This is a genomic window from Desulfomonile tiedjei (assembly GCA_016212925.1).
In the GTDB taxonomy this organism is placed as follows: Bacteria; Desulfobacterota; Desulfomonilia; order Desulfomonilales; family Desulfomonilaceae; genus JACRDF01.
Genome location: JACRDF010000040.1, coordinates 1 through 15862 on the forward strand (window position 1 = coordinate 1; position 15862 = coordinate 15862).

Consider the following 15862-nt stretch of genomic DNA (forward strand, 5'->3'; position numbering starts at 1 on the left):
AATAATAATATCCGGGGAGGGCGTTTTTGCAAAAACGCCCTCCCCGCACCCCTCCCCAAAAACTCCCGTATCATGGGATGTTAGGTCGACCGGTCTTGCAAGAGGTAGGCCCTCGGGTAACAAAAGTCACGGTTGGGGTTGATTTTGACTCGGGCACGGACCTGGCAAAACCCAAGTCCGTGGCACCCAACAGCGGCTTTGCCGTGTCCCGATTACTTGCGTGGGGCCGGAACTGGTGAAGGTTATTGTCGAAGTCTCGTAATCGACCTCAACAGATATGAAAGTTTTTTGAAGGGGGGTGCGGGGGGAAACTTTTGTTCACAAAAGTTTCCCCCCGCATATTCTCCTCTCCACTCTTCTTCTCCTCCTCCTCCTCCTTCTCCTTCTCCCGTCTCACCTGCTACGCAGGTGGAGCGGGGCAGAGTTCACGGCGGTCGCAGGATGTGCAGTGGGCTCCCATCCAGACGTAGTCGAAGTAATCCACGAATGGTTCGGTTTCTTCTTCTCCTTCGAACAGGAAGGCTATTTCGAAATTCCTTTTGGCCTTGCCCTTTGCTCCGATTCCTGCGCCGGTGAGGTTGGGGCTCCCGACAAGGGCTACTTGCCCGTCAACGATGAAGATCTTGGCGTGCATGCGAATGCACTGAAGGAATTCAACACCTGCGCTAAGCTGCCCTTTCGTGTCGAGTTGCTCGTACCGCTCGCGGAATGGCCCGGAAGGAAGTTCCGCGTGAATTATGCGGAAAGACACCCCGCGATTCACGAGTATAGCCATCAAATCTACGAATGATATAAACTTGTTACGATAACGAAGGCCGGTACCTTTTATGTTTGCCGTCGCAATCCAGACGAAGCGTTGAGCCCTCACCAGCATGGTCTCAGTGAACTCTTCATAAATTTCTCGATCCCGGAGAATTCTCATGGCGGCGCCTGCGAAGTTGGAGATCTTAAGGATGAAGCCTGTGAGAGAATATTGTTACAAAAAATGGTTCTCCCAACGGCTTCTCCGGCCTGTTCATGCCTGTTCCTCATATCTGACTGCTTTGGCCCATGCGCCCCTCTGTTCCAGGTCCTTGTCGAGTTCAAGGTCGGGCCTGGACGCTGCCAGCAACTCCACGCCTTCTTGCTCAAGAATGAGGCGCCAGAGGGTCACAAGGCCTTTTTCCGCGAGTCTTTTCATGACCGCCTCTACGCGGGGCAGATCGTCATCCGAAAATTGCCCTCGCGGGTCCTTGAGAACAGCCCGCGTCGAAAACCAGCCCGGCTGTTCTATTCGGGCCAATACGATCTTCTCGATCTTTTCGTCCATCACTCACCCCTTTCGGGAACCGCTTTACCACTAATGCACGCGACTTGGAACCTGAATATTCATAGGGTTAAGTGCACTGGTGTCCCAGTACTACTCAATTAGTGATTGTCCGCGGCGGTGGCAACATTGCTCCATGCTCTCTTAGATCTCAATAACGCGAACGCCACCATGGGGACGCGGCAGGATTTCCAGCGAGGTTTGCCGAACGAGCGGGTGTGAAACGGGGTGTCTTCTAACTGAGGCTCTTGACACCCCTTGAGGACGATGATAGCGAGACTAACAATTAACCCTGGAATGACCGGCAGTGAGGACGGCAATGGGCCGCATCAGAAGAATGCTGGGGTCGCTAGGCAACTTTTACGGCGTTTTCGCGGTAATTTGCCTGAATTCTTTGCTACTTTTCGTGTTGATCAATCTGGTTGCCCAAGCCGCCTTGGACGTAAGAACATATTTCCAAAAAAGGGCCGCGATGCAAGGAACTCCCTGGGCATACAGAGGATTTCACGAATCCTTAACCGCTCTCCACCCGGGCATGACCAAGGAACAGATTAGCAGGCTTATCGCGGAGACGAGAAGGCTTACCCAAGGTTATGATTGCTACACCCAGTTCAAGGAAAACCCCTGTGCAGGCGAATACGTTAAGGTAGACGCGCGCGGGTTCCGACCAATAGGGAATCAAAAGCCTTGGCCTCCTCCGGACGGGGAATTCATAGTCTTTGTCTTTGGTGGTTCAACAACTTTTGGGTATGGAGTAGCGGACGACTCTACAATTGCGTCGCACTTCCAAGAGCTGCTGGCGGCCCGTTACGGTGTTTCGGCAAGCGTATACAATTTTGGACGAGGAAGTTACTTTTCTGTGCAGGAAAGACTGCTCTTTGAGAAGTTGCTACTCGCTGGATTTGTGCCGAATATGGCAATATTTATCGACGGCTTGAACGATCTGACGCTATACGACGGCGAGCCGGCCCGTACCGGAGATCTGAAGAAATTGATGGAGGAAGGCGAGGTGCCTTTGGACCGAAAGGTTATGCGGGCACTCCCGGTGGTGCGGGCCTGGGAGGCAATATCACCGTGGAGTGAAAGCAACAAGCCCACCAAGCTCCAAGAGTCCTTCCGGCGGGCATCCCCGGACCAGCGAGTCAAGCTCCTTCAAAACGTCGTGGACCGTTACCGAATAAACAAACGGATTACTGAGGCCATTGCCGGAGAGTTCCAGGTTGTTCCGGTCTTTGTTTGGCAGCCGGTACCGGTCTACAAGTACGACGCGCAGTACAACGTGTTTGGGAAGTTCGATTACGAGGCGGACCTTCCTTGGCTCAAACCCGGATACACGTTGATGGCTAGCGAAATTAAGGCCCATCCTCTTGGCCCGAATTTCATCTGGTCCGCGGACATTCAAGAGACTCTGCAAAAGCCTCTGTATGTCGACGCGGTACACTACAGCAGTGAGATGTCCAAAATCTTAGGGGGGCACATTCTCGATGCAATCATTGACCGCGGGCTTGGTGCCAAGTTCTACTCCGCGAAGCCTCTTTCGCAGAGTGGTGAAGGCCACCACTTGGCAGCCGAATTCTAACGCCCGCTGACTGCAATCGGGACCGGCGGGTCCTTGGCCGAATCCTCAGCCAAATGGGCTCTCAGCGGTTTGGCATTTTGGGTGAACACATAAAAGTCCTTGGTACCCGGAACCAGGTTCCAACCTTCGTCACTGAGCTTGGCAAAGTCTTTTCCTTTGGCCACTACTGCACTTACCCCTGCCGATTTCAGCTTGTCTAAAGCGACTTCCCTCTCTTCGCGAGTAACAGACAACATTTCTTCGTTATTGGTAATTTCGCCGACGATCTTCACCCCGGCCATTCGACCCCAATAGGAAGCGGGAAAAGCTACCACAGCCACCTGGGACCCAGCCGGCAACCCTTGACCATTCAGATAGTCTTTCACCGCGACCAGGTGAAAAAAAGTCTCTTTGTACGAAGGTTTTTCAGGGTTAGGGACCAGGCTCCTGACGCTCTGATCGTGCACCGTAGTCACTGTCAGTCCGAGCAGCAGGGCGAGCAACATCAACGCGGAGGCCATACATTGGAGCCTTGAGGCGACATTTCCCTCACGGTACCTTGCACAAAGGATAGTGCCCATAAACACAAGGAATATGAATGGGGCCACATATCGCATCTCCACATGTATGAAGCTGTACATCAGGATGCCGATCACTGCCGGCAGAGCCAAACACAAAGGAACGGAAAGTGGCCGTATCCGTCCTATCCTCAGCGAGCCGAAGTGGATATTGCAGGCGACCCACAGGAGCATTGCCACGATGAGACAAGGCCGGTCCCAACAGATCTGGCCAATGTGCTCCACAAGACGATTGGCAAGCATTCCGGGATCGAAGAGCGGCTCTATTCCTATCTTCCAATAGCTGGGGTCAAAGGTAGCCGGCCTCGTGGAATTCTTGAAAGGGCTGTCTTGGTACAGAAGTATTTCAGGTCTCGCGGTCAATAAGGCCGGCGTATGAGCGCTCTCGCCTTGACCCTTGATATAGAGGCCGTAGTTCAGTCTGCCTGTTTCGCCGTACGATGGCCGCCCCGCCTTATATGACAGGGCAACCAGCCAGGGCGAAGCAACCAAGATCATGATTACGGCAGCAAGTGCAATTCTTGGGAGAGCTTTCTTTAGTGACCCGGCGGTCAAGGCTGCCGTCGCGAAGAAAAAGACCGAAAACGGAAAAAAAAACGTCTTGAATAGATACGCCAGTCCCGTTGAAAGTCCTAACAAAACGAAGGTTACGTACCTATCAGGGTCTTCTTTGATCCGGAGAATGATGGCCATTGTCACCAAAACGAATGCAAAAACGGCCATGTCCGGAGCGATCGTCCGGGGGCGGACCCAGTTAAGAGCACAGAATAAGAACATACTGTACGTCAGAGCCATGATCATGGCCCAAGGCAGGGGAGCAACCCCCCCCTCGACAAACCTCGCGTAATGTCTTTTCGCTGATGTCAGTAAGAGATCGCAGGCCCACATTGCAAATATCAGGCAGCCGAAGTTTATGGCCTTCAGGAGAGGTATCTCGTTGATCTGATTCGTATTTAGAAGGATCTGTCCCAGTCCCAGGAGAGCGGCATAACCGGGACTGGCCGTCAAGTTGACGAAATCTCGCCAATTGCCGTACCGCAGCGCCTCCCCCATTTCTATGTAATTGATAGCGTCGCCGTTGATGAAGTGCCGGGTGGTATAGGTAAGGATGCCTCCCAAAAGGACCCCGAGAACCCAGAAAATTACGCGAGTCCTTATTTCCCATTTATCGGAAACGAGCATGTTCAGCGTAGTGCTCATCAGGGGCTTCCCAGCATACGAGTGTCGGCAGCCTACAACCGCTGTTCAATAATCGTCGGCAAGGTCGAGAAAGTGAAAACAAGTCCAAAGCGGCCGCGCAATTGCCAAGAATCCGAAATAACGCGAATAATGAGATCTTTCTTGCCGAGAATTAACAAATAATAGCAAAAATACCGAGAAAAGTCAAAGACTTCTCCTCAGCGCAGGTAAGTATTCAGTAACGGGAAGGAACAAGGCAGGGTCTTCTCGCCGAGCCTTGAGGATTCCATTCAAAATCCCCCTCAGTCCTCCTTTATAAAAGGGGGAGAAAGCCACTCCCACCCCCCTTGGTAAAGGGGGGCAGGGGGGATTTTTCCGCGTACCTAAAGGGTTACAACCCCGGGGAAGAAATTCTTGACACCGGGCCATCTCAATATTATTCTACTCCTTCGTATCATTGTTCGGCAATGATGACGGTGTACGGCCCTCCAGGGCTCTCGGAGAGAGCTTTTTAATACAATCCGACAGAGCTGATCGTGCAGGTGACGGAGGTGAAGTGCCCGCCAGGGGAGCCCAAAGACATCTCCCGGCAACAGCTGTTTCCCGAGCCCGCACGACGCTGATAAAGAGGAATCATGGCAGGATCCACTTTTCCCAAAGGCGGGGTACATCCCGAAGAGCACAAAGAACTGACCGAGCACCTTGCGATAGAGGAAATGCCTGCGCCCGCAGAGGTTGTTTTACCGCTGTCCATGCATTTCGGCGCTCCGGCCAAACCTGTCGTCAAGAAGAAACAGGAAGTGCAGGAGGGCGAGGTCATCGCCACCGTGGAAAAAGCGCTCGGCGCCACTATCCATAGCAGTGTGACAGGTGTCGTGAAGGCAATCGAGCCAAGGCCTCATCCGACCATGGTAAGGTGCGAGGCTGTGGTCATCGAGACCAATCCCGAAGCGCCCCCCCGCAAGTATGAACCCGAAGACTGGCGTAAGCTGACCGGGGAGCAGCTCCTGGCAAGGGTCAAGGACGCGGGAATAGTCGGGCTGGGCGGTGCGGGATTCCCGACCCATGTGAAATTGTCACCACCACCGACGGCCAAGGTCGATACTCTCGTCCTTAATGGCGCTGAATGCGAGCCTTATCTGACCACCGATCACCGCATCATGCTGGAACAGCCGGAAAAAGTGGTCGAAGGGGTACAGATACTTCTTAAGGTATTGGGGATCAAACGCGGGATCATAGGGATCGAACTGAACAAGCCCGACGCGATCAATGCCATGAACAAGGCGGCTCAGAAGTCCTCAGGATCCGATGGCGCAACCGTCCAGGTCCAGGGGATGGTGGTCAAATATCCGCAAGGTTCGGAAAAGCAGCTAATATATTCGCTTACACAGAGGTCGGTGCCTGGTGGAGGTCTTCCCTTCGATGTAGGCGTGATCGTGCAGAATATCTCTACAGCGTTGGCGATTTACGAGGCAGCGACTTTGAACAAACCGCTGTACGAAAAAATCGCCACGTTTTCCGGACGAGCGATCAAGCGGCAGGCAAACCTAAAAGTAAAGGTCGGCACACTCCTGTCCGACGTAGTGGCCTATCTCGGAGGAACGACCGACGACCTCCTCAAAATAGTGTCGGGTGGTCCGATGATGGGCTTTGCCGTGTCCAATATCGACGTACCTGTGGTGAAGACCACGTCGGGCGTCCTCTTTTTGAACAAGGACGAGACGGACACCGATACCTTCGGCCCCTGCATTCACTGCGGGTGGTGCCTGGAGGCCTGCCCCATGGGCCTTTTGCCTAAGGAAGTGGCAATCTATGTGGAAGCAGGTAAGGGACATTTGACCGAGAAGTTCGGTGTTTTTGAATGCTTCGAGTGCGGTTGCTGTGCTTATGTATGCCCTGCAAAGCGCCCGCTGGTCCAATTTGCCAGGCTGGCCAAAATAGCGATTAAGAAACACGGGTAACGGCCAGGCGGGGAGAACCTTTTTGTAAAAAGGTCCCTCCCCGCACCCCTCTCCAAAAACTTCTATAGTCTGTTCGCTGGGTAGCTTCCGCTGCCGGCGGATGCTACCCAGCGGGCAAGATATGGAGTTTTTTGAAGGGGGCACGGGGGAAACTTTTTTACACAAAAAAGTTTCCCTCGGATCTGATTTTTATTCCGGGGAGGATGGAAAGATAGAAACACTAGAGCAAAGAGATCGAGGTATAGAACCTCAATGGGCTGTTTCTGTATCTCCCCATATACGAATGGGGAAAACCACATCGGGGATCATGTGGACCGTGTCCGCGTCGTTGATTCCCGTAATGTTGCTGTCAATCTACAACTTCGGCTTGCGCGGGCTCATCATAACGTTGATAAGTGTGATTTCCTGCGTTGTCGTCGAAGCGATTTGCCAGAAGGCTATGGGAAGGCCCATCGCGGTCGCTGACGGCAGCGCGGTGCTGACCGGTATTCTCATGGCCTTTGTTATACCCCCGGGAGTCCCGTATTGGCTGCCGGCTGTAGGTGCTGTCGCTGCTATCTTCATCAATAAAGAGCTTATGGGAGGCCTGGGATTCAATGTCTGGAACCCCGCGTTGGTGGGACGGGCGTTTCTCATGGCTGCCTTTCCCGTGGCAATGACTGCCGCGTGGGTCCCTTCTGTGGACTGGTCCAAATCGGCCCTAAACGTTTACCTGGCTCCGGGGGCCTTGGACGCGGTTTCCACTGCTACACCTCTTTATATTTTGAAGCATTACGGCCTCGGCGCGTTGACCGAGAAGTTCGGTGGGCTCACCACCATATACCGGGATTTCTTTGTCGGCTTGAGACCCGGTTGCATCGGGGAGACATCTTCGGGTTTAATCCTTCTCGGCGGGCTATTCCTCATGGTCCGAGGCATCATCACGTGGCATATTCCGGTTTCCACTATCGGCACGGTTGCTTTGCTCACCTGGATATTCGGCGGAGAGAGCTGGTTCACGGGTCAGCCGCTTGTGGCAGTCCTTTCCGGGGGACTCATGCTGGGGGCCTTTTACATGTGCACGGACTATGTGACTTCTCCCACCATGAAATCAGGGCAGATCGTGTTCGGCATGGGCGTTGGCCTTCTCACCGTGCTCATTCGCCTCAAGGGTGGATATCCGGAAGGGGTGGCGTACGCGATCCTGTTGATGAACTGCCTAACGCCGGCACTGGATGAATGGTTCCAACCAAAGAGATTCGCACCTCCGAAGCAGGCGCCGGTCGCGGCTGTCAAGTAGGGGCTTTGGTCTAATAAGAGGGTTCAATGAAAGAAATCATCAAGATCACTTTCAGTCTGACGGTTATATGTATTGCTGCGGCTCTGATACTGGGCGCGGTGTTTGCAAAAACGGACCATGCCCGTAAGGAAATCAAGGAAGAACAAGACGCTGAAACAGATCGAGGTCTTATCGGCTTTGGGGCAGGGAAAAAGGTACCGGCAGACCTCAAGATCTATCCGGTTTACCGGTACGTTATAAAGGACGAGAAGGGCGCTACGGTACTAGGGTACCTCTTGCCCTTGAAAGATAAGGGCCAGGCCCTGCTTGAGATAGACCTTTCCGGCAAACCCCTAAAGGCTGTGCCGGTGCAGGGAGACGCCGTCCAGTTGGCGGACAGGGCCACAAGGGACAAGGCAGTCAGCGATGCCCTGGGAAAAGGGTCGCAGGCAACGTATGCAGAGACATTCAACATCGCGAATCTGGGTGACAAACGATTGGCGTACGTGATTCCGGGGAGCAGCCAGGGGTTCAAGGAACGCATCAAGCTCAAGGTTTCGTTGGAGCCGGAACTTACTGTTATGGGTGTGGCCATAGAGGAGTCCAAGGAAGACCCTGGCCTGGGTGATAAAATCAAAGAGGATTTCTTTAGGAATCAGTTCGTGGGCAAGACCCACGATCTCCTCAAAGAACTAAAAGTCATCAAGGAGCCTTTGCCCGCTGACTACCTTCCGGCGCTCGAACCTGAAAGGGCCAAGAAAGACAAGTTGACCCCTGAACAGGTCAAGGAAATCAAACAAAAGCATCTCAAGGATGACATATACGCTCTAACCGGCGCGACCATTTCAAGTCGAGCGGTGACCGTCGGCGTAAAGGATACGGTCCGAAGGTTCACGTACAGGCTTGGGATCCTGAACGACGCCATCAAACAAGAAAAAATCCAGGTTGCCTTTTAGCGGAGGTTTGGAGTGAACAGGAATATACAACTTCTCTGGAACGGGCTGATACCCGAGAATCCGATTTTCCGACTGGCATTGAGCCTGTGCCCCGCGGTCGCAGTGACTACGTCGGTGAAGAATGGCGTGCTGCTGGGAGCCGCTGTGCTTTTCGTCCAGGTGGCGTCAAGCTGCACGGTCACGCTACTAAAATCGTTCATACATCCTCGCATCCGAATCCCGGCTTACGTCATCATCATTGCGACATGGGTGAGCGTAATCGACATGGTGCTCCCGGTTGTGTCACCCGCTGCGTACAATGAGGTTAAGCTTTTCGTGGCACTCATAGTCGTGTTTGCAATTATTATTTCACGGTTGGAGTTGTTCGCTTCAAAAGAGCCTTTTGTCCCGTCTTTTTTTGACGGTATGGGCATGGGCATTGGCTTTCTTTTTGGGCTTACGGTCACATCGGCAATTAGGGAGTTCTTCGGGGCGGGAAAGATTTGGGAACACGACATTCTGGGATTCGAACCGCTGCTGATAATGATCTTGCCGGCTGGAGGCTTTTTCGTCATTGGCTTCATCATGGCGACATTCAACTGGTTGGAGTACAAGATTACCGGCAAGATACCAGCATCAGGCGGAGGGCACTAGCATGAGAATCGCCAAGGTCCTGATCGCAGTCGGCGTCCTCCTGGCATTTACCCTGCTAACGGTCGGCCTTTCCGCGGCCCAGACTATGGGCAGCGGATCATTCAAGAAAGACAAAGAAATAGAAATACCCTTCGGTGTTCCAGTTGACGAGGCTTGGGCCAAGAACACGGACAACTACGCAGTATATGAGAAGCCGGATCCGGACATTCGTGTAAAGCCGGAGTCGGTAACTCTGGATCCAAGAAAGACCACCGGGACGCTCAAGTTCAAGGAAGCCCTAAATACTTCCGCCGAATACATAGTCGACGTCAAAGACATAGTTTCAGACGGCAAGGCCATCGGCTCGCGGGAGTTTTTGGTAAAGAAGGGGCAAGCTCAGATTCTTTTCGGCCTTCTTCTCGGCGCGATGCTCATAAACAACTTCGTTTTTACGCAGTACCTTGGATTGTGCATCTTCTTCGGAGTTTCCCAGAAGAAGGACACAGCCATCGGAATGGGTATTACCTTTACTGTGGTAATGTTCCTCAGCGCGATCATGTGCTGGGCCTTGTACACCTTCTTCCTGGAGGTGTTGCACCTGGACTTTCTCAAGATCATCGTGTTCATCGGAATGGTGGCTATATTTGTGCAGGCCATGGACACGATCCTGAGGAAAGTGAACCCTTTCTTGTTCAAGAAGCTGGGCGTGTACCTCGTGTTGATAACCACCAACTGCATCATTCTGGCCGTGCCTCTTCTGAACGTGGATACCAGCCGCGGACCTGTCGGTAGTATGACCTTTGGCCTGGGCGCGGGGGTTGGATTCGCACTGGCGTTGTTCCTTATGGCCTGCGTCAGGGAGAAGCTGGAAGTGTCCCGTGTGCCCTTAATGTTCAAAGGGCTCCCGATTGCATTCATAGTCACCGGGCTTTTTGCGCTGGCTTTTCTGGGCTTCTCGGGGCTTGCGATCTTCTAGTTGAGGGACTTGATCGAAAGAGAACAAGAGATTATTATATGTATTCGGAGCGTTCACATAACTCGCCAATATATCCCATCGTCGTTGATTCGTGAACGAGAGAACAAGCACTGCCGCGAATATGACTCGCGGCCTGTTTAGAGGTGTTAACGTATGGAAAACGTTTGGGCTATAGCAAGTTTTGGTATCATATTCTTTGCCGGCTTCGGCATAATCTGCGGAGTGGCTTTGGCGTACGCGGCAAAGCGCTTTGCCGTGCAGGTGGATCCGAAGATAGAAGCTGTTAGAGCTTGTCTACCCGGCGCTAATTGCGGCGCTTGCGGATTCGCAGGTTGTGAAGGGTACGCTGAGGCGGTAGTTACCGATCCGAGTTGTCCGGCGGGAAAATGCGCACCGGGCAAGGGGCCTGTAGCGGAAAAAGTGGCGGAAATCACCGGCAAAGCCGCTGGTGGGGCCAGCCCCGTCATCTCCTTCCTACGCTGCTCCAGGAACGACGGCGAGGTCAAAAGGAAGCATTCCTACGTGGGATTCGATACCTGCCAGGCCGCTTCCATAGCTTTCGGCGGACCGTACGAGTGTGACTTCGCGTGCGTAGGCTACGGTGACTGCGAAGCCGCGTGTCCTTTCCACGCGATCCACATGAAAGACAACCAGCCGGTTATAGACCCTGAGGCCTGCACCGGCTGCGGCGTTTGCGTGAAGACCTGCCCGAAAGCCGTGCTGCAACTGCTACCCAAGGACGCGACCTGCTATGTCCCGTGCAGCAACCATGATTCCGGCAAGGCTGTTACCAACGTGTGCAAGGCCGGCTGCATCCATTGCATGGCCTGCACGAGGAAAGCCAAAGATGTCGTAAACATGGTCAAGGACCGCATCGAAATAGACTACGAAAAGTGCGACGAAGAATGCGCCAAAGCAGGCGTCTGGGCATGCAACCGCCAGTTCATCTTCCGATACACCGACCCCGAACGCCAGGCAAAGGCTGTAGCTGACATCAAAGCCGACCAAGCCGCCAAAAAGGCCGCTGCCGCCGCTAAGAAAGAAAAAGAAGCGGCTGTCGAAGAGGCAGTGGGATAAGAGAGAAAGCAATGCGGGGTGCAACTTTTGTGAACAAAAGTTTCCCCCCGCACCCCCCTTCAAAAAACTTCCTATCATGTAGGGTTCGCTCCGATCCATTGAGAATAGCGGGGTGAGACCCGCTTCCTCAAAATCCTCCAAATCAAATTGCATTTCCCGCAGCAAAGCGGTACCAAGGACCGTAGGGGCACGGCGTGCCGTGCCCAACCCAAGTTGGGGCGGGAGGCGGGGAGCCAAACGAACCGCATCGGTCGCGTTTCCTATCGAACGACGTTGTTTCCGTTGGAGGCGGCATTTTCGGGTGCTTTGTTTGCCAGCGCATCTTTCTAGGTTGACAGGCAGACTTATTAGACGTATCTTTTGGGTAGGAATATACGGCACGTGGATAGCAAGGCAGTCCATGCAGACAAAACTCACGCTGCGGCTGGATGAAGATTTGATCCGACGAGCCAAGTCCTTCGCCAAGGATAAAAGCAAATCGGTCTCTCAGATTGTGGCCGACTATTTCGCTTCCCTGGAAAACGAGCCACCAACGAAACAGAGGAAAGAACTAACTCCCATCGTTCGTTCTCTTAAAGGAGCATTGCGCGGGGCTGATGTTGAAATTGAGGATTATCATCGGCATCTTGAGGAACGACACCTTTGAAGATCATTTTCGACACCAATGTAGTCCTGGATGTCCTGCTGGACCGAGAGCCGTTTTCAAATCCTGCCGCCCAATTGTTTTCCAAAGTTGAAAAGGGGGAGCTTTCAGGCTACCTTTGCGCTACGACGATCACCACAGTCTATTACCTCGCGTGCAAGACATTGGGAAGCCGCCAGGCAGCGAAGCATGTCGGGAGTCTTATGTCCCTCTTTGAAATTGCGCCCGTTAATCGTGCGGTTTTGGAGGGGGCTCTTCGATCCCGATTTGCGGATTTCGAAGACGCAGTGATTCATGAGGCCGCAATACATGCCGGCACGCAGGCACTGGTTACCCGCAACTCTAATGACTTCAAGAAGGCTAAGATCCCGGTCTATTCACCTGACGAGCTGCTCCGAGTCCTGGCAGTGAATCCGCAACCTGAATAGCCTGTGTAAACAAACACGGGCGTATGGATCAGGCAAACAGATTGCCCGACGGGGCTTCATGAGCACGACATGGCGGCCGTCTGAAACCCGCAAAACCGGTTGCGACCAGCGCCATGTGTTGTACGGCGCGGTTCGTGAACCGCCCCTACACGACCACCTCTGCTCTTCATAGATTGGAGACAGCGTCCGGGTCGCGCAGCGACAAGAGGTGATTTCCGGCCCGAGAGTAGCCCCGACAGTCGTTGGTGGGGCAGTGCCTTGAGAACAGCCCCTCCTGTTCCTTCGGAACCCGGACGCAGTGGCGTCCGGGCCACCCGCCAGCCCAAGGGGCTGCAAGGGCACGGCATGTCGTGCCCCTACCATTTCCGTCCCTTGCTTGTTTGCACGGTGGGCCGGGATTAGCACTGCTGGACAAGCCAGCAGTGGCACCCGGAGGAAAAGGATTTTCCGCAGCGCCCTCTAAAAGCCTCGATATTCGGCTCACTGAGGGGCGTTCGCTAGCAGCGAACGCCCCTCAGTGAGAGATATAGAGTTTTTTGAAGGGGGTCCGGGGGAAAGCTTTTTTGCACAAAAAAGTTTCCCCCGGATATCTTCCTCTCTTCTCTTCTTTCTCTAATCCTTCTTCAAGTATTCGTGGGCGGTGTTGCGGAGGCCTTTGTTCTGGAGCATGTGGAAGGTGCGCATTCGCTTGACGTGGAGGGGGTTGAGCGAGCCCAGCGGGATATAGATCACGCGTTTGCCCATGCTTTTGGCTAGCTTTTTCCAACGCAAGGCAGGGGGCTTCTTCGCGACGTATACTATGCCGGTCTTTTCCGAATAGGCTATTCCCGCGACCAAAAGCCGTTCGTGCCGCGTGGGGACGAAATCGAAGTCCGGATCCATCCATACGTCGAACATCCTCAGCGGAGGGTACGACATTACGAACCCGCCATATTCCATTCGGCTGATTCCAGGGCCGATGATTTCGGCTCCAGGCAGCGTTGAGTAGAAGGCCATGTCCGATTCCTGAGAATGTTCCCCGAGCCATGTCATCTGGAACGGATAATGGATGAACTTCTCGTCGTCGTCGAATACCACCACAATAGATCCGAATTCCAGCCCGCCTTGATCTTCGGTTTTTACATAGATTCGGTTCTCATAGAACCTGCGTAACATCTCTCGGATGTCCGGTCCGCCTCCGAAGTCTGCCACAAAGGGTTCGGCGTCGGTGTGAGCGGATTGGAGAAGATGGTTGGCATGCTTCATGAGCGTGAAGCCCCAGCGTTCCACCTCCACGTCTTCCGGCGGAAATGAGCAGATGTCCACTTCACGGGGATCAGCGGTCTCCCATTTGCGCTTGAGATGCTCCTTCCACTTGGTATCCCCAACCGCCTTCATGCGATATTTTTTTGACGCGTGGAAAAGCGACCGGAGCTTCTTGTGCAGGACGATCTTGTGCCCGTGAAACATGAGGTTGTCTTCGTCGAGCAGAACCGCGGAAGGGTCCATAGGATCGTTGGCCCAAGCATAGTCGGACACGAATTCGTGAACGTGATACGCGAAATCCTCGTCCATGGCCGCTCGCGCGGAGGCAACCAGATGATAAAGGTCGGGCAGTATCTCACCCTTGAACGCAAGCCATTTCCTGAGAAATTTCGCCCAGGTTAATCGAACATATTCCGGCACTTCCTGCCGCGTCAGCCGGCTGAAATACGCGGCGGATTCGACCATAAGAGACAGGATCAGCTCATGACGGTTCTCCGGCGGTGGCTCCTCCGGGTTCTTGCGCCAGTTCTCGAATGCCTCGGTTATCTTGGGTATCTCGCTGAAGCCCTTCTTCAATGAATCAGGGTGCAGCGGCGCGACCACAGCCGCGGACACACCGGTTTTCATCAAAGGGAGCGCTTGAGGCTGGTCGAACCTGGCCATGATGCCGGGAACATGGCCGAGCCCGCCCACGAAAAGGACCTTGTCGTACTCCTTGGAGGCTTCCTGTAATCGAGCCGCCATGAAGGTTTCTCGCAGCGAGTTGTCTTCGTCGTTTTGGAGGGGCTGCTTGGATTCCGACCGCAGGATATCCAGAAAGGTCTTCTGTCCAATGCGGTCTATCAGATAGGCGTCGGGAACGCGATCGTTGAAGAGAGGGTAGCGCAACGGCAAAGGGTCGATGAATCTGAGAGGCGTTTCCGTTTCCAGGGCGCACCGAACGGCCTCCTGCACCCCGTCTGCACCCTCCATAATGAGAACCGCGTTCTCCTTTGCAGCGGTCTCGTAGAGAATAACCGAATGGTGAGGCAACTGCCGCACGGCAGATGCGATTTCATTGCGCAGAGCATGTGGAAGCTCCACGCAGATGCAATCCGGCTTTTCGTTTCTGATGAACGTGTTCACCAGGACCGAAAACTCAATCCGGTAATGGAGGACCCCTATGAGGGTGATATTGCGGACCTTGACGAGATCAGACCAGTTTTGGCCCATCAAGTGCGGCACGATTCTCTCCTGTTACTTGCAGGATTGACTGGTCAAGGGCTTTCCGCTCACCCAGTCTAGGGCTTGTTTTAAGTAGCCTGTGAGCATATCGGGCAATATTGAGGCCGTCGCGAACGCTCAAGTCTTCGTCTCTTACGTGTGATTGCTGAAGAACATCAACCACTTGTCGGATGAGTTCATCTGAAGGGCCGTCCAGCTTGCCTCTTAGAATGCGGAACTCCTCGTCTCTACTGGGGAAGTCCATGGTTATGGCCGGCTGCAACCTCGAGTGGATATACTCCGGCACCTCGAAAGTGGAAGCATCCTCGTTCATCGTCACGCATACCCGGAACTCGGGCCTGGCTTTGATTTCTACCCCTGCCACGATGGAATAGACACTGCGGCGCATGTCCAAGAGCGGCGCGATGGAAGCCCAACTCTTTTCACTCATGCGGTTGCCTTCGTCCAACAGGCAGATTCCGCCTCGAACCATGGCCGTGACCAAAGGTGAAGCCATGTATCTGATCTTGCCGTTGTCTGCAATTACCGGCGAAACGATGAGGTCCTCGGGCTTGGTGTCAACCGTGCACTGGGTGATGTAAAGGTCCTGTTTCATTCTCTTGGCAGCGGTTATCGCCAGGGAGGTCTTCCCGACCCCTGGTTTGCCCAATATTCTGGGTTGCATAGGCGGATCGATTCCGTCATCCGACCAGGCGGCCAAGAGCTGAGTCAACGGCTCTTTCATTCCCACCCATTCCACTTCGAGCGCGGGCGGGTCCATCAAATGGATTTCAATACCTTTAACTGTAATCTTGTCCAATGTTTGATGCATCATGTTCCTATTTTATCCTTTTCCCGCCGCGTATGACAGGAACTCAGGCA

At 53.8% G+C, this 15862-nt stretch carries 14 protein-coding genes; 9 read left to right on the forward strand and 5 right to left on the reverse strand.

Annotated features, from left to right (window positions below):
* Positions 1 to 400 precede the first annotated feature (400 nt).
* Both HY913_16080 and HY913_16085 read right to left on the reverse strand, forming a co-directional pair.
* Entirely contained in the window at positions 401 to 922 is a 522-nt protein-coding gene (locus HY913_16080) for a phospholipase D family protein (protein ID MBI4964794.1), read from the reverse strand.
* A gap of 93 nt (positions 923 to 1015) precedes the next feature.
* Positions 1016 to 1309 carry a hypothetical protein gene (locus HY913_16085; GenBank protein ID MBI4964795.1) on the reverse strand — a complete coding sequence of 98 codons (294 nt, stop codon included), beginning with the start codon at positions 1307 to 1309 and terminating at the stop codon, positions 1016 to 1018.
* Between the two features lie 316 nt (positions 1310 to 1625).
* Here HY913_16085 and HY913_16090 point away from each other — a divergent pair, with 316 nt between their 5' ends.
* Positions 1626 to 2885 (forward strand): SGNH/GDSL hydrolase family protein, encoded by a 1260-nt coding sequence (locus tag HY913_16090; GenBank protein ID MBI4964796.1) that lies wholly within the window; start codon positions 1626 to 1628, stop codon positions 2883 to 2885.
* On the opposite strand, the gene HY913_16095 is transcribed toward HY913_16090, so the two are convergent.
* On the reverse strand, positions 2882 to 4642 hold the full coding sequence (locus HY913_16095) for a hypothetical protein (protein MBI4964797.1): 1761 nt from the start codon (positions 4640 to 4642) through the stop codon (positions 2882 to 2884). The genes HY913_16090 and HY913_16095 overlap by 4 nt on opposite strands.
* Positions 4643 to 5256: 614 nt before the next feature.
* Here HY913_16095 and rsxC point away from each other — a divergent pair.
* From rsxC to HY913_16135, 8 genes are all read left to right on the forward strand, one after another.
* On the forward strand, positions 5257 to 6582 hold the full coding sequence (gene rsxC / locus HY913_16100; GenBank protein ID MBI4964798.1) for an electron transport complex subunit RsxC: 1326 nt from the start codon (positions 5257 to 5259) through the stop codon (positions 6580 to 6582).
* A 121-nt stretch (positions 6583 to 6703) separates the two neighbouring features.
* A complete protein-coding gene (locus HY913_16105; protein MBI4964799.1) occupies positions 6704 to 7861 on the forward strand; it encodes an RnfABCDGE type electron transport complex subunit D in 1158 nt (385 codons plus the stop codon).
* Between the two features lie 26 nt (positions 7862 to 7887).
* Positions 7888 to 8796, forward strand: a complete 909-nt coding sequence (locus HY913_16110; protein ID MBI4964800.1) for an FMN-binding protein — start codon at positions 7888 to 7890, stop codon at positions 8794 to 8796.
* 12 nt (positions 8797 to 8808) lie between these two features.
* Positions 8809 to 9429 (forward strand): electron transport complex subunit RsxE, encoded by a 621-nt coding sequence (gene rsxE / locus HY913_16115; GenBank protein MBI4964801.1) that lies wholly within the window; start codon positions 8809 to 8811, stop codon positions 9427 to 9429.
* An 85-nt stretch (positions 9430 to 9514) separates the two neighbouring features.
* Positions 9515 to 10384, forward strand: coding sequence for an NADH-quinone reductase (locus HY913_16120; protein ID MBI4964802.1), 870 nt, complete (start codon positions 9515 to 9517; stop codon positions 10382 to 10384).
* Positions 10385 to 10537: 153 nt separating this feature from the next.
* On the forward strand, positions 10538 to 11461 hold the full coding sequence (locus HY913_16125; protein MBI4964803.1) for a Fe-S cluster domain-containing protein: 924 nt from the start codon (positions 10538 to 10540) through the stop codon (positions 11459 to 11461).
* A 400-nt stretch (positions 11462 to 11861) separates the two neighbouring features.
* Complete coding sequence (locus tag HY913_16130; protein ID MBI4964804.1) at positions 11862 to 12107, forward strand: antitoxin; 246 nt, start codon at positions 11862 to 11864, stop codon at positions 12105 to 12107.
* Positions 12104 to 12532: a PIN domain-containing protein gene (locus HY913_16135; GenBank protein ID MBI4964805.1), complete on the forward strand. Its 429-nt coding sequence runs from the start codon at positions 12104 to 12106 to the stop codon at positions 12530 to 12532. The genes HY913_16130 and HY913_16135 overlap by 4 nt, the downstream gene beginning before the upstream one ends.
* 612 nt (positions 12533 to 13144) lie before the next feature.
* Here the strand turns inward: HY913_16135 and HY913_16140 are convergent.
* Positions 13145 to 15001 carry a hypothetical protein gene (locus HY913_16140; GenBank protein ID MBI4964806.1) on the reverse strand — a complete coding sequence of 619 codons (1857 nt, stop codon included), beginning with the start codon at positions 14999 to 15001 and terminating at the stop codon, positions 13145 to 13147.
* Entirely contained in the window at positions 14970 to 15812 is an 843-nt protein-coding gene (locus HY913_16145; GenBank protein MBI4964807.1) for an AAA family ATPase, read from the reverse strand. Before HY913_16145 ends, HY913_16140 begins: the two co-directional genes overlap by 32 nt.
* Positions 15813 to 15862 lie beyond the last annotated feature (50 nt).